The organism is Nonomuraea sp. LPB2021202275-12-8 (genome assembly GCF_037044575.1).
GTDB lineage: Bacteria > Actinomycetota > Actinomycetes > Streptosporangiales > Streptosporangiaceae > Nonomuraea.
This window is the reverse complement of sequence record NZ_JBAHWD010000041.1, coordinates 66,126-79,946: the sequence shown is the minus strand read 5'-3', so window position 1 is coordinate 79,946 and position 13,821 is coordinate 66,126. Positions and strand designations below refer to the sequence as shown.

Annotated in this window: 11 protein-coding genes; 8 read left to right on the top strand and 3 right to left on the bottom strand. The window is 68.1% G+C overall.

The window, feature by feature from the left end; translation table 11 throughout:
- The first annotated feature begins 1,032 nt into the window (after positions 1-1,032).
- Entirely contained in the window at positions 1,033-2,034 is a 1,002-nt protein-coding gene (locus V5E28_RS42595; protein WP_442945962.1) for a tyrosine recombinase XerC, read from the top strand.
- A 71-nt stretch (positions 2,035-2,105) separates the two neighbouring features.
- Here V5E28_RS42595 and V5E28_RS49805 read toward each other — a convergent pair whose 3' ends face one another.
- Both V5E28_RS49805 and V5E28_RS42590 read right to left on the bottom strand, forming a co-directional pair.
- Entirely contained in the window at positions 2,106-3,350 is a 1,245-nt protein-coding gene (locus tag V5E28_RS49805) for a peptidoglycan DD-metalloendopeptidase family protein (RefSeq protein WP_442945961.1), read from the bottom strand.
- Positions 3,351-3,652: 302 nt separating this feature from the next.
- A complete protein-coding gene (locus V5E28_RS42590) occupies positions 3,653-4,957 on the bottom strand; it encodes an MFS transporter (RefSeq protein WP_336215701.1) in 1,305 nt (434 codons plus the stop codon).
- A 481-nt stretch (positions 4,958-5,438) separates the two neighbouring features.
- Here V5E28_RS42590 and V5E28_RS42585 point away from each other — a divergent pair, with 481 nt between their 5' ends.
- The 6 genes from V5E28_RS42585 to V5E28_RS42560 all read left to right on the top strand — a co-directional run bounded on the left by V5E28_RS42585 (position 5,439) and on the right by V5E28_RS42560 (position 11,530).
- The gene (locus tag V5E28_RS42585; RefSeq protein ID WP_336215692.1) at positions 5,439-6,062 is read left to right on the top strand and encodes an ArsR/SmtB family transcription factor; all 624 of its coding nucleotides are present in this window, start codon (positions 5,439-5,441) and stop codon (positions 6,060-6,062) included.
- A gap of 505 nt (positions 6,063-6,567) precedes the next feature.
- Positions 6,568-7,536, top strand: coding sequence for a 30S ribosomal protein S2 (rpsB, locus tag V5E28_RS42580; protein WP_336215691.1), 969 nt, complete (start codon positions 6,568-6,570; stop codon positions 7,534-7,536).
- 771 nt (positions 7,537-8,307) lie between these two features.
- Positions 8,308-9,141, top strand: a complete 834-nt coding sequence (gene tsf, locus V5E28_RS42575) for a translation elongation factor Ts (protein WP_336215689.1) — start codon at positions 8,308-8,310, stop codon at positions 9,139-9,141.
- A gap of 193 nt (positions 9,142-9,334) precedes the next feature.
- On the top strand, positions 9,335-10,033 hold the full coding sequence (gene pyrH / locus V5E28_RS42570; RefSeq protein WP_336215699.1) for a UMP kinase: 699 nt from the start codon (positions 9,335-9,337) through the stop codon (positions 10,031-10,033).
- Positions 10,034-10,075: 42 nt separating this feature from the next.
- Positions 10,076-10,633, top strand: coding sequence for a ribosome recycling factor (frr, locus tag V5E28_RS42565; RefSeq protein WP_336215687.1), 558 nt, complete (start codon positions 10,076-10,078; stop codon positions 10,631-10,633).
- A gap of 57 nt (positions 10,634-10,690) precedes the next feature.
- Complete coding sequence (locus V5E28_RS42560) at positions 10,691-11,530, top strand: phosphatidate cytidylyltransferase (protein ID WP_336215686.1); 840 nt, start codon at positions 10,691-10,693, stop codon at positions 11,528-11,530.
- On the opposite strand, the gene V5E28_RS42555 is transcribed toward V5E28_RS42560, so the two are convergent.
- The gene (locus V5E28_RS42555) at positions 11,527-12,549 is read right to left on the bottom strand and encodes a suppressor of fused domain protein (RefSeq protein ID WP_336215684.1); all 1,023 of its coding nucleotides are present in this window, start codon (positions 12,547-12,549) and stop codon (positions 11,527-11,529) included. The two genes, V5E28_RS42560 and V5E28_RS42555, sit on opposite strands and share 4 nt — an antisense overlap.
- A 147-nt stretch (positions 12,550-12,696) precedes the next feature.
- Here V5E28_RS42555 and rlmN point away from each other — a divergent pair, with 147 nt between their 5' ends.
- Positions 12,697-13,797, top strand: coding sequence for a 23S rRNA (adenine(2503)-C(2))-methyltransferase RlmN (gene rlmN / locus V5E28_RS42550; protein WP_336215683.1), 1,101 nt, complete (start codon positions 12,697-12,699; stop codon positions 13,795-13,797).
- Positions 13,798-13,821 lie beyond the last annotated feature (24 nt).

Here is a 13,821-nt window from a genome sequence, read left to right as displayed (position 1 = left end):
TCTGCCCACCCGGGCGGCACGGATGTCGGTTCGAAAGCGCGGGCGACATCCAAGTGGCGGTGTTGTTGGCAGGTGCGCGTCCGGTCACGTCCTCGTTCCAGAGCTGACGCGCGGACGACAGGGGTATGACCGGCCAGCGGCGGACGGCGAGCTACCGGTGCGGCATGGGGAATAACCGGCCAGGGGCCACAGCGGCAACCACGGACGTCGAGCCACGGACGTCGAGCCCCTGGGGCGGCATGGGGGAATGACTGGTCGGGGGGCCACAGCGGCAACTACGGACGTCGAGCCATGGATAGCGAGCCACGGACAGCGGCATGGGGAATGACCGTTCAGCGGTTACTGGCGGGCGGTGATCTACAGGACGGTGGAGCTACGGGACGTGGCATGGGGGAACGACCGTTCAGCGGTTAGCGGGCGGTGAGTAACATGCGGCGAATCGTCGCTGGGGCAGGTCTGGGCCGTGGCCCGGAGCGCAGGCAGGGGGAACTGCGGCGACGCTCCGCGTTCGTCAGTCAACTGTCGAGCCGGGACGCGCCCTCCGCATGCATTCTGCGGATCGCGACCGGCACGCGTTCGGCGCTGAAGCAGGCCAGTGCGGCTGGGTCAGGCAAATAGACAGGTGGGCGGGAACGGCGGGTCAGCGGCGGCCGGTGCACGGTGGTCAAACAGGTGTTCTACTCCCTCATCGCTCGCGGCGGGCGAAGGTAGCGTCGATCTTGACCGGACATGTCATCTTGGGCGTGAGCCTCAGCGCCTGCGTGAGTCACTGGTTTGGGCAGGGGCATGGGGTACCGGCCTGAGCGTGGGCATGAGGATCGGCCTGGCGTGAGCACCTGGTTGAGGGTTACGTGCCTGGAGTCTCCGACAGTGATCGAGGTTCTGCTTCGACTGGACCGTGGCTCCGTAGGGTGGGGTATCAGCGAGTTTTTACCGTTCCGGGGGTCGTCTTACCCGATGGCCAGTCTTGATTGTTCGGGTGCGGTGATGTAACGGATTTGGGCGGCGCGTTCTGCGATTGGGAGGTCGGTTATGGGAGCTGGTGAGGTGGGGGCGAGCGGCGGTTTCGAGATTGTGAGTAAGGGCGTTGAGGACGGTGGGTTTCAAAAGGTGAGTGCGAGAGGAGGTGAGAGCGGAGTCGGGAGTGTGGGGCTTGACAGTGACAAGGCGATAAGGGAGTTCGAGGCATATTTGCGGTTTGAGCGGGATTTGTCGCCTCATACGGTGCGGGCGTATGTGGGCGATGTGACGGCTCTTCTTGAGCATCTGGGCGGGCAACTCGGTGGAGTCGACGTCGTCGCGTTGAGGGGGTGGCTGGCGGAGCAGCATGGCGCAGGGAAGGCGCGGGCCACTTTGGCGCGCAGGACGGCTTGCATTCGGACGTTCACCGCCTTCTGTCATCGGCAGGGGTGGCTGCCTGATGATCCGGGGTTGCTGCTGGGGACTGCCAAGACGCCTCGGGCGCTACCTGCCGTGCTTGATCAGGAGCAGGCCCGGGAGGTGCTGGACGTGCCTTCGACAGGAGAGCCCAAAGACCTGCGGGATCAGGCCCTGCTCGAGCTTCTGTACGCCACGGGGATCCGGGTGAGTGAGGTGTGCGGGCTGGATGTGGATGACGTGGATCGTGATCGCCGGGTCGTACGGGTGCTGGGGAAGGGGCGTAAGGAGCGGTCGGTGCCGTTCGGGGGGCCAGCTCTACGGGCGCTGGACAGGTGGTGCGTCCACGGGCGGCCGTTGTGGGTGCGTGCGGGGTCCGGGCCGGCGTTGTTTCTTGGCGTTCGGGGCGGGCGGATCGATGCGGGGACGGTCCGGCGAATGGTGCATGCCCGGGTGAGGCAGGTTGAAGGGGCGCCGGACATGGGACCGCATGGGTTGCGGCACAGCGCGGCCACGCACCTGCTTGAGGGGGGTGCGGACTTGCGCAGCGTGCAGGAGTTGCTGGGCCATGCTTCGCTGAACAGCACGCAGGTGTACACACATGTTTCGATCGAGCGCCTTCGTAGTGCGTACCGGCAGGCTCATCCCCGGGCGTGAAGGTGTCTGGCGGCGCACTGTCGGTACGGTTGTGGATCTTGGGTGGGACGCCGGGTGCGCTGATAGGGGTGTTACCTGGGTAATTGCGCCGGTCGTCGGCGTTGCTGCCGGCGGGCGCGTCCGCGTCGTGGTTTTCGATGCTGCCCCTGCGGCGGGCAGCGGTCGCCTGCTGATGGGGTGCGGTTGCTTCTAGCGGAGTGTCTCCCGCCTGTGGGGCTGGGTCGGGATCTTCTTTTCCGCAGACGGTGGCGTAGCAGGGTGAGCAGGAGAAAGGCCGCCAGCAGTGCCGCGAGGCCGAAAGTGGCGGCCATCGGTGTTGACGCGGAGCGCAGCTGGAAGCGGTCGGCTGCGGTGGGCGCTGGGGTGGCATGCCGGTCCGGGCGGGTGGGGCCGGAGGGGTGGTCCACAGGTTGCTTTCGCGTGCTGCGGCCTCCTCGATGAGGGCTGAGTGGGATTGCGGAGGGCACGCTCGATGGGCTGGAACCGATCCTCGGGAGCGTGGTGTCCGGTTGCCAGTGGGGCAGGAGGCGGATGCGGGCGAGGCCCAACAGGAGCAGGGGGTCCAGGTAGGTGGTGGTCGCCCGGCGGAGGCCCCAGTGCAGGCAGGACTCCGGGCAGTGCGTGGGGCCGGGCTCGATCGTGCCCAGAGGGTCTCCGGGGGCCACAGGATCGCCTTGTCGTACAGCGGCGGTCACGGGGAGATAGGTCGTGCGCAGACCATCTGGGTGGTTCACGGTGACGACGCCCCGGCCTGCCACCGAGCCGGCGTAGCCGATGGTGCCCTTGCCTGCGGCCAGGACGGGAGTGGAGGCGGGGGCGGCAAGGTCGATGCCGCGGTGACCGGCCAGCCACGGCTCGGGCGGTGGAGTGAAGCGACGCAGGATGCGAGGCGTTCCGTCGAGGGGCCAACGCCAGGTTGGGCGGTCGGCTGTCGGCGGGGTCGCTGACGTGGCCGGCGTCGATGCGAGGAGAGGAAGGGCGATCGCGAGGACGACGGCCACCAGGATGCTCGGTGCGAGGTCGCGGCGGCCGTGTGGTGTCTTGAAGAGGCGACGGTCACGTGGTGGGGCTGTGCTGAATGCCGCTGCGAATGGCCGCAGTATCAGGCCGGCGGCCTGGCCATCAGCATCCAGGGCGATTCGCGTGACAAGGAGGATCCGCGCGAGACCGTCCACACCCCGCTTGCGGATGTGCTGCTTTGCGGTGATCTCGTGGCGGTCGGGTGGGGTGTAGTGGAAATCAGATTTACGGAGGGAATGGCCGAGGTGGCCTTGAAGGGACGAGGGGGCGTGGTGGGTGGATGGGTGCGTGGGCATGCGGAGAGTTTGTGACGTGCACGAGATTTAGGTACGGCGCGAACGCGGTTCTGTGGATAACTCCGAGGCGATTGGCCGGCCTGTGGATAAAGGGTTGGGCGATGGCGTGGGCGGGGTACGCGGGGCGGCATGATGGGTGCAGCGAAAGTACGAGGGAGCCTGGGGCACGGAGCCTCGATGAGACGAGTTGTGTGCGTAGGACAGTGCTTGATCCGATCGTTCGGAGGGGTTCTGTCTTAGTCGAAAGCGATGAGGCTGTTTCATCCCGGAGTGGTGTGCCGCTGCGATCGTGCTCCGTTCTGTCAGATGGATGATCCGCGCTTGGCGGCAACGAGGCGGTCCATCTCCTGCCTGTCGGTCAGGAGAGTGATGTGCGGGTCGTGATCGGGACCGGTCGGGCGCTTGGGGCGTAGGGGCGAAGCCCAGATCCAGAGGGTGCTCATGGCGATACCTGCCGCGCAGATGAAGATGACCGGGCGCAGGCCGAGCAGTTCGGCCAGAAGGCCGCCGGCGACACCGCCCAGGGCCATGACGCCCTGCGTGGCGAAGGTCACGGTGGCGTTGACGCGGCCTCTCAGGTGGGGGGCGGTGTCGCGGAAGATGATCGCGCCCAGGCAAGTGGAGAAGGCGACGACGATGGCGCCCGAGACGGCGCCAGTGAGGGCCAGTGCCGACAGTTTCCACCAGAGGGGGCCGTCCAGGAGACCCACCGCCAGGACTTCGATGGGGAAGAACAGCACCGAGATGAGCAACACCCGGTTCTCGCCGTACCGCTTGGCCAGGCGGGCGGTGGCCCAGGCGCCCAGCAGGCCGCCGGCGCCGCCGAGTGCGATCAGTACGCCGATCATGAGCTGAGGGATGTCCAGCGTATTCAGCATGTAGAGCATGTACACAGCCGTGTACGCCATGGCGAAGAAGTTGATGGTGATGCCTGCGCCCAGGAGGGCTCGGAGGATGGGGTCGGTGACGCTGGCTCGCAGACCTTCCGTGACGTCTCGCCACATGCCGCGGGAGGGGGCGGGCTCGGTCTTCTCCGGAGTACGTATTGAACGCAGCAGCAGGGCGGACGTCAGAAAGGCCAAGGCCTCCACCAGTACGGCGAAGGGCGCCGTGAGGATCTGCACCAGCACTCCGGCAAGGCTCGGGCCGCACACCGAGGCGACCGAGTAGGAGGCGTTGAAACCGGCGATGGCGTCCGTGCGCTGCTCTGTCGCGACGACTGCGGCCAAGTGGGGGAAGTTCGCGGCCTTGAACATCACGCCGGCCGTACCGATGATCAGGGCGGCGACGATGAGCCAGGCGGTGTTCAGGACGCCGAGGAACCAGGCCAGGGGCACCGAGGCGGCTGTCGCGGCGGCGACCAGTTCGCAGGCGATCATCAGTGGCCGGTGCCTGGAGAGCCGGTCGGCGATCGCGCCTGACTGGAGGCCGAACAGCAGGGCGGGGACGAAGGCCGCGGCCGTGAGGATGCCCATCTCGAGGGGGGAGGCGGTCAGCAGGGTGACCGCGGTCAGGGGTATGGCCAGCTTGGACACTTCGGAGCCGGTGATCGAGATCGTGCGGGCCGACCAGAGCAGGCGGTAGTCGCGTTGCTTGCGTAGCGGGATGGCTTCGGCGTGGCCGGCGAGCTCAGTGGACTCCGCCGGTTCCCGAGATGCCGGTTCCCGTGCGGGTTCCCGTGCGGGTTCGCGGGATGCCGGTTCCCGTGCCGGTTCGCGGGATGCCGGTTCGCGGGATGCCGGTTTCTGGGATGTCGGTCCATGGGATGCCGGTCCCCGAGACGCCGGGTCGGTGGGCGTCGCCTCGAGGGTTCTGTTCGCCTTGGTCGCGGCATTGTCGGGCATCGCCGTCGTCGGGGCGGTGTGGGTTCTCGGCTTGCTCGGCCTGTCTGGCTGCGTCGGGTTCGACACTGCGGCGTCTCCATGGCGATCGGTGGTCGGCGCTGTTGTGGAAGAGGGGCTGTCGTGTGAAACGGGGCGACCAGCCGGACGTCCACGGGTTGTGAAAGAAACCCTTCACAACTATGAAGATAACCCTTCAGAGTTGTGAAGGCAATCCTTCAGGTCTGATCCGGGTACCTTTAGGCGCATGGAGCGGGACAGGGAGGACCTCAGCGATCCCAAGGCGATGCGGGCTCTGGCTCATCCGGCCAGGCTGGCGATCCTGAGCCGGCTTGGAGCTGACGGCAGCGCCACCGCTACCGAGGTTGCCGAGGTCGCCGGGATCACGCCGAGTGCGGCCAGCTATCACCTGCGGATGCTGGCCAAGTACGGGTTCGTGGAGGACGCGCCGCCCAGAGGTGACGGCCGGGAACGGCTGTGGAAGATCACCGACAGGCAGCTGACCATCGCCCTTGAGCCAGAAGATCAACCCGATGTACGCGAGGCGAAGGATCTGCTGATCCGGGCAGTGCGCAGGGAGGCGGACAACGAGCTGCAACGGGCGTTGTCCGCTGTCTCTCAGGAGTCTGACGAGTGGCGTGACGTGACCCGGTTCCAGCGGCTGACGCTGAGGCTCGACGCGGCGGAGATGGGCCGGCTCAGCGAAGAGATCGAAAAACTGCTCAGGCCGTACTACGCCCGCCACCGCAGCGAGGAGGACGCGCCACCAGGGGCCAGGGTGGCCGAGGCGCAGGTGAACCTGTTCCCCCACGCGAAGCGGCCCGTGCCTGGCCTGCCCAGCGAGGATCACGGCACAGGGGCTGGCGCGTAGGTCGCAGGACCACGGGAGGGCGGCCGGCGTACGGGAGCGACGCGGGGCCTTGGCGGGCGACCGTGCTGTGGGAGACGTGGGGCCTTGGTGGGTGACCGTGCTGGACGTGGGGCCTTGGTGGGTGACCGTGCTGGACGTGGGGCCTTGGTGGGTGACCGTGCTGGACGCGGGGCCTTGGTGGCGACCGCGCCGTGGGGATGCGCCCGGCTCCCTCGACGCGTGCGGCTGAGCCCGTGGTCCTGCGCCTGGACGCGGGCGGGATGTGCGAGGCGGGGCGCCGGTTGACCTGAACGGTCAGGTGGGGCTTGCGTGGGAGGTAGACTTTTCGGTGGCCTGTCACCACAGGCCGACTTCGCATGCCCCATCAAGGGATCGCACCTCTTCGGTCCAGGCCACGGCCTGGCTGGAGCGGTTCCGGGGCGTCAGGGCGGCAGCCCGCCGGCTGCTGCGACACAACCGAGAATCGCGCCCGATCGCAGGGCGCCCAGACCTGGAGGACCAGCACATGGCCCCCGTCGTCACCATGCGACAGCTGCTCGAGAGCGGCGTTCACTTCGGGCACCAGACCCGGCGCTGGAACCCGAAGATGAAGCGCTTCATCTTCACCGAGCGCAATGGCATTTACATCATCGACCTGCAGAAGTCGCTGTCGTTCATCGACCGTGCGTACGACTTCGTCAAGGAGACCGTCGCCCACGGCGGCACGATCCTGTTCATCGGCACCAAGAAGCAGGCCCAGGAGGCCATCGCCGAGCAGGCCGCGCGCGTCGGCATGCCGTACGTGAACCAGCGCTGGCTGGGTGGCATGCTCACCAACTTCTCCACCGTGCACAAGAGGCTCCAGCGTCTGAAGGAGCTCGAGGAGCTCGACTTCGACAACGTCGCCGCTTCGGGGCTCACGAAGAAGGAGCTCCTCATGCGCCGGCGCGAGAAGGACAAGCTCGAGCGCACGCTGGGCGGCATCCGTGACATGGGCCGCGTGCCCAGCGCGGTGTGGATCGTGGACACGAAGAAGGAGCACATCGCGATCAGCGAGGCCAAGAAGCTTGGCATCCCTGTCGTCGCGATCCTCGACACCAACTGCGACCCCGACGAGGTCGACTACCCGATCCCGGGCAACGACGACGCCATTCGCGCCGTCGGCCTGCTGACCAGGGTGGTCGCCGACGGTGTCGCCGCCGGCCTGATGGCTCGCTCGGGCGCCGCTCGCGGTGACGAGAAGCCGGCCGCGGCCGAGCCGCTGGCCGAGTGGGAGCGCGAGCTCATCGAGCAGGGCACCGGCGAGCAGGGCGCCACCGAGCCCGCGGCCGAGGCTCCGGCGGAGGACGCGACCGAGGCTCCGGCAGAGGCTGCCGCTGAGGCTCCGGCCGAGACCCCCGCTGAGGCTGAGGTTGAGGCTCCGGCCGAGGCCGCCGCTGAGGCTGAGGTTGAGGCTCCGGCCAAGGCCGAGGACGAGACCGAGCAGCAGGCCTGACGATCACGCGCCACGGTTCGGGCCGTTCCAGAGCTCCGGGTTGAGATCCGAAGCTCTGGAACAGGGGAGTCGGGCTTCCGGTCTCTCATGAGCCGAAGGATTTGGGCGGCTGGAGAGGCCGGGATCCAAGGTTCTGGCTGATCGGCGAACCCCGGGTTCGGGCGGACTCCAGAGTCCGGATCGGCAGGGACCCGAGGTTCGGGCTGATCGGAGGACCACAGGGGCCGCTCGGCCCCGGACCACATGGATCGGGCAGGCGGGCTCAGGTCGGTCAGGGTCCACAGGTCCGGGTCGATCAAGGGCTGAGGCATCTGATCGGTCCGGGCTCGGACCGGGTCTGTACTCAGGGTCCGGAGCTCGGATCGGGTCTGTACTCAGGTTCGGAGCCAGGCTCGGATCGGGTCTGAACTCAGGGTCCGGAGCTCGGACCGGCTCTGAACTCAGGTCCGGAGCCAGGCTCCGATCGGCTCTGTACTCAGGGTCGAGAGCCCCGGACCGGCCCGATCTCCAGGTCCGGAGCCAGGGGCTCAGACGGTTCCGATCTCAGAGTCCGGACCGGTACGGAGTCGAAGGCTCAGTCCGGGTCGAAGCTCGGGCGGACCGGAGAACGTAATCTCGAATCGTGCAAGCCCCTGGGCTCGGATCGGACGAATAGCAAGCTCGGGTCGAGTAAGAGCTTCCCGTGCGGCACGCGGTGCCGTACCAACAGAGGGTGGGCGCCGGATCCCGGCGCCCACCCGATCCACGACGAAATCCCACAAGGAACAAGCAATGGCTTCCGTGAACATGGCCGACGTCAAGCGGCTTCGCGAGATCACCGCTGCCGGCATGATGGACTGCAAGAAGGCTCTCGAGGAGGCTGAGGGCGACTTCGACCGCGCCATCGAGCTGCTCCGCCTCAAGGGCGCCAAGGACGTGGGCAAGCGCGAGACGCGCACCGCCTCCAACGGCCTGGTGGCGCTCAAGCAGGACGGTGACTCCTCCGCCGCGCTGGTCGAGATCAACTGCGAGACCGACTTCGTGGCCAAGGGCGAGCGCTTCCAGGAGCTTGCCGCTCAGGTCGTCGCGCACGTGCTGGAGAGCAAGCCGGCCGACGTGCCCGCGCTGCTCGAGTCCTCCTTCGACGGCAAGACCGTCAAGGAGCACCTCGACATCGCCAACGCCGCGCTGGGCGAGAAGATCGAGGTCCGTCGTTTCGCGGTGCTCGAGGGTGGCTACATCGGCGCGTACATGCACCGCACCGACCCGGCGCTGCCGCCGGCCGTCGGCGTGCTCGTGCAGCTCGACAAGCCGAACGCCGAGGTGGCCAAGGACATCGCGCAGCACGCCGCCGCGATGGCCCCGCAGTACCTGAAGGCCTCTGCCGTCCCCGTCGACATCATCGAGAAGGAGCGCAAGCTCTTCGAGGAGATGACGCGTGACGAGGGCAAGCCCGAGGCCGCCATCAGCAAGATCGTCGATGGCCGGGTCAACGGCTGGTACAAGGACTTCACCCTGCTCCAGCAGGCGTTCGTCAAGGACAACAAGAAGAGCGTGGGCAAGTACGCCGAGGAGAATGGTGTGCAGGTTCTCGCTTTCGTCAGGTTCAAGGTCGGCCAGGCATAGGCTTGAGCGAGTTTCCGATCCATCGAACCGCCTAAAGAGGGAGGCCGCCGCCGTGCAGGACAATCAGGAGCCCGCCACGTCGGCGGCTTCTCCGTCGAGCCAGTTGCCCGACCAGCCGGACCAGTCCGGCCGGCCGGCTGATCAGGAGCACGATCCCCGCCAGGCTCCGGCCCCGCTTCGCTGGAAGCGGGTGATGTTGAAGCTGTCGGGCGAGGCGTTCGCCGGTGGCGAGCCGCTGGGCATCGATCCCCGCGTGGTCGACCAGCTGGCCGATTCGATCGCCGAGGCGGTGCGCGAGGGCGTGCAGGTCGCGGTGGTGGTCGGCGGCGGCAACATGTTCCGCGGCGCCACCCTGTCGGAGGGCGGCATCGACCGGGCCAGGGCCGACTACATGGGCATGCTGGGGACGGTCATCAACTGCCTGGCCCTGCAGGACTTCCTCGAGAGGCGTGGTGTCGAGACGCGGGTCCAGACGGCGATCACCATGCAGCAGGTGGCCGAGCCGTTCCTGCCGCGCAGGGCGATCAGGCATCTGGAGAAGGGGCGCGTGGTCATCTTCGGCGCGGGGCTGGGATCGCCGTACTTCTCCACCGACACCGCCGCGTCCCAGCGAGCCCTGGAGATCGGCGCCGAGGCGCTGCTCAAGGGCACTCAGGTGGACGGAATCTACGACTCCGATCCACGGAAGAACCCCGACGCGGTGCGCTTCGACCACCTTGACTACGGCGAGGTGCTGATTCGTGACCTCGCGGTCATGGACGCCACCGCGATCAGCCTGTGCAAGGACAACGACCTGCCGATCGTGGTCTTCGACCTCATGGGCGAGGGCAACATCCTGCGAGCGGTCCGCGGTGAGAAAATCGGCACGCTGGTGAGTCCCGCAGGCAAATAGGGCGCGAGCCCGACACCGCCAGCTAGTAGACAGGGAGCCGCTGTGATCGACGAAACCCTCCTCGAAGCCGAGGACAAGATGGACAAGGCCGTATCGGTCGCGAAGGAGGACTTCGCGAGCATCCGGACGGGCCGGGTCACCCCCTCGATGTTCAACAAGATCAGCGCCGAGTACTACGGAACGCCGACGCCGATCCAGCAGTTGGCCTCGTTCCACGTGCCCGAGGCCCGCATGATCATCATTCAGCCCTACGACAAGGGCTCGATGTCCGCGATCGAGAAGGCCATCCGCGACTCCGACCTCGGCGTCAACCCGGGCAACGACGGCCAGGTGATCCGCGTGTCGTTCCCCGAGCTGTCGGAGGAGCGCCGCAGGGAGTACATCAAGGTCGCCAGGAACAAGGGCGAGCACGCCAAGGTGTCGGTGCGCAACATCCGCCGCTCCGCCAAGGAGATCCTGGACAAGATGATCAAGGATGGCGAGGCGGGCGAGGACGAGGTCCGCCGCGCCGAGAAGGAGCTCGACGACATCACCCAGAAGCACGTCGCGAAGATCGACGAGCTGCTGAAGCACAAGGAAGCCGAGCTGCTCGAGGTCTGAGCGGCCCGCCGCACGGCCCTCGCCTGACGGCGGGGGCCGTGGCTCTGGAGAGACACTGTGGAAGAACGTACGGCTGGCACCGGACCGAGCGGCGGCAGCCGTACCGGCCGGAACCTGCCTGCCGCGATCGCGGTGGGCGTGGGGCTGGGCGCCCTGGTCATCATCTCCCTCTACACGATCAAGGAGCTTTTCCTCCTGGTGATCGTGGGGGCGGTGGGCGTCGGTGTGGTGGAGCTGATCCGGGCGTTCGCGAGCCGTGGCATCCAGGTGCCCACCGTGCCGGTGCTGGCTGGGCTGGCGGCCATGCAGGCGGGCGCTTACTGGGGCGGGGCGGTCTGGCTGCTCGGCACGTTCACGGTGTTCGCGTTCGTGCTGCTGATCTGGCGGATGTTCAGCGACGGCACGGATGGATACGTCCGTGACGGGACGGCGTCGGTCTTCGTCCTGTTCTATCCGGCGATGCTGGCCGGGTTCGCGGCGTTGCTGCTGGCGCCTGAGGACGGGTCGCACCGGGTGGTCCTGTTCATCGCGGTGACCGTCGCCAGCGACATCGGCGGCTACATCGCGGGTGTGCTGTTCGGCAGACACAAGATGAGCGTGATCAGCCCGAAGAAGACCTGGGAGGGGTTCGCCGGGTCCGTCCTCGCCTGCGTCGCCGTCGGGGCGTGGCTGATGTCCTGGCTGCTGGGCGGTGAGCTGTGGCAGGGAGCCCTGATCGGCGCGCTCGGTGCGGCGCTGGCCACCGTGGGCGACCTGATCGAGTCGATGATCAAGCGGGATCTCGGCATCAAGGACCTGGGCACGATCCTGCCGGGCCACGGCGGGCTGATGGACCGGCTGGACTCGCTGGTGACCACGCTGGTGCCGGTCTGGCTGCTGCTGTCCCTGTTCGTCTAGTGGCGCTGCTCTTCGAGCGCGTCGACGGTGACGGGAGAGAGCCAGAGCCAGCGTACGGCCTCGCCCCCGAAGGCGAACCCCGACATGTCCGGCATGCCGGGAGGATCGGCCTGCATGACTACCCCCGAGTACTGCGGGCCCAGGGGGAACGTCGACGGTTCGTGATACCACTTCGCGGTGTGCCCGTGGCCGAGCCAGGTGACCGAGTGCCACGGATACTGTGACAGCCACACCAGCAGCAGCGCCGCGTCGCGCGGATCCTCGCGGGTGGCGACGGCCAGCTCGATCCGGGCGTACGCGCCGGGCCTGTCGATCCACTGCTCCACCGTCGGCATGCGCTGGCAGCTCATCCCGACCGTGGACAGCACCGTGAACTCGCGCCGGCCGGCCGGGGGCCGCTCGGTGATGCCGACGGTCGGCAGCCGCTCCCCGCTGGCGTCCCAGTAGCGGTCCGCCGGGCCCAGCGCCCTGTCCAGATGGCCCATGACGAACTCCTGGAACGACGGCCAGGACCCCTCGGCGTATCTCCACCGCCAGTATGAGTGCGCGTTGGAGATCCGCGGCTGCAGCCCCTCCAGCGCCTCCGACAGCGCCCACCCGAACGGCGACTCGCCCACCGCGTCACGCGCGTAACCCGGCATGCCCCGGCTCATGTCGGCCCATCCGGGGATGACGGCCAGCAGGTCGTCCTCCTCGTAGAGGGCCACCCCGTCGCCCTCCTCGAACCAGAGCGGCGTGAGCTGCCCGAGCGGCCGGCGTCCGGCGGGATGCAGGGTGTTGGCCCGGGGCATCAGCGGCGGCAGCCCGGCGTTGATCCTGGCCAGGTCGACCACCGGGGGAGCGGGCCGGTGGTTGGCCAGCCACACCGCGCCGTGCACGGTGCCGTCAGGCGCGCACAGGTATGCCACCGAGGAGTCCTCGTCCCGCTCGACCACGAGCGTCCGGCTGCCGTACGGGTTGCCGGCGGTGAGGACGACCTCGGTTTGCCCCTCGCCAGACGCAGACCGGAAAATCGCCATACGTGAAGACTGTAGATCCGCCGGTCACCCTCGTGCGAGGCTTACCGGACCGGGAGCACCGGGCAGCGGGAGCGCCGCCGCGGAATGTCACCCCGCGGGCAGGCGTTCACTACCCTGGTCGGTAACCGCAACAGCAAAGGCAGGCACGTGTCCCAACAGCCAGGTCAGCTCACCTTCGTCGCGCCGCGCAGGGCCAAGCCGGCTCGGCACCTGGCGGACCTGTCCATGGCCGACCGCCGCGTGGCCGTCACCGAGCTCGGCGAGAAGGCGTTCCGCGCCGACCAGCTCTCACGCCACTACTTCGAGCGTCTGACCACCGACGTGGCGTCGATGACGGACCTGCCCGCCGCCGCCCGCGAGAAGCTGTCGGCGCTGCTGCCGCCGCTGCTCACGCCGGTCAAGGAGCTCACCACCGACGGCGGCACCACCCGCAAGACGCTGTGGCGGCTCTTCGACGGCGCGCTGGTCGAGTCGGTGCTCATGCGCTATCCCGACCGCGTGACGATGTGCGTGTCCTCGCAGGCCGGCTGCGGCATGAACTGCCCGTTCTGCGCCACCGGCCAGGCCGGCCTGACCCGGAACATGTCCACCGCCGAGATCGTCGAGCAGGTGGTCTCGGGCGCCCGAGCGCTGGCGGCGGGCGAGGTGCCCGGCGGCCCGGCCCGGGTGAACAACGTGGTGTTCATGGGCATGGGCGAGCCGCTGGCCAACTACAAGCAGGTCATCGCGGCGGTGCGCCGACTGGTGGAGCCGGCGCCCGACGGTCTCGGCATCTCCGCCCGCGGCGTCACCGTCTCCACCGTCGGGCTGGTCCCCGCCATCGGCAAGCTCGCCGACGAGGGCTTGCCCGTCACGCTCGCCCTGTCCCTGCACGCTCCCGACGACGAGCTGCGCGACACCCTGGTGCCGATCAACACGCGCTGGAAGGTCTCCGAGGTGCTGGATGCGGCGTGGGCCTACGCCGCCACGACCAAGCGCCGGGTCTCCATCGAGTACGCCCTGATCAAGGACATCAACGACCAGGAGTGGCGGGCCGACCTGCTCGGCAAGCTGGTGAAGAACAAGCTGGTGCACGTCAACCTGATCCCGCTCAACCCGACGCCGGGCTCCAAGTGGACGGCCTCCCGGCCGGAGGACGAGCGGGCGTTCGTCAGGCGGCTGCAGTTCCACGGTGTCCCGGTGACGGTCCGTGACACCCGCGGCCGCGAGATCGACGGCGCCTGCGGCCAGCTCGCCGCCACCGAGTGACCAGCCCGTAGGCGGGAGTCTCGC

Coding starts and splice junctions, on each gene's coding strand:
- V5E28_RS49805 (WP_442945961.1), bottom strand. CDS start 3,350: ATGCCCACGCACCCATCCACCCACCACGCCCCCTCGTCCCTTCAAGGC.
- V5E28_RS42595 (WP_442945962.1), top strand. CDS start 1,033: ATGGGAGCTGGTGAGGTGGGGGCGAGCGGCGGTTTCGAGATTGTGAGT.
- pyrH (WP_336215699.1), top strand. CDS start 9,335: ATGTTGAAGCTGTCGGGCGAGGCGTTCGCCGGTGGCGAGCCGCTGGGC.
- tsf (WP_336215689.1), top strand. CDS start 8,308: ATGGCTTCCGTGAACATGGCCGACGTCAAGCGGCTTCGCGAGATCACC.
- V5E28_RS42585 (WP_336215692.1), top strand. CDS start 5,439: ATGGAGCGGGACAGGGAGGACCTCAGCGATCCCAAGGCGATGCGGGCT.
- rpsB (WP_336215691.1), top strand. CDS start 6,568: ATGGCCCCCGTCGTCACCATGCGACAGCTGCTCGAGAGCGGCGTTCAC.
- V5E28_RS42555 (WP_336215684.1), bottom strand. CDS start 12,549: ATGGCGATTTTCCGGTCTGCGTCTGGCGAGGGGCAAACCGAGGTCGTC.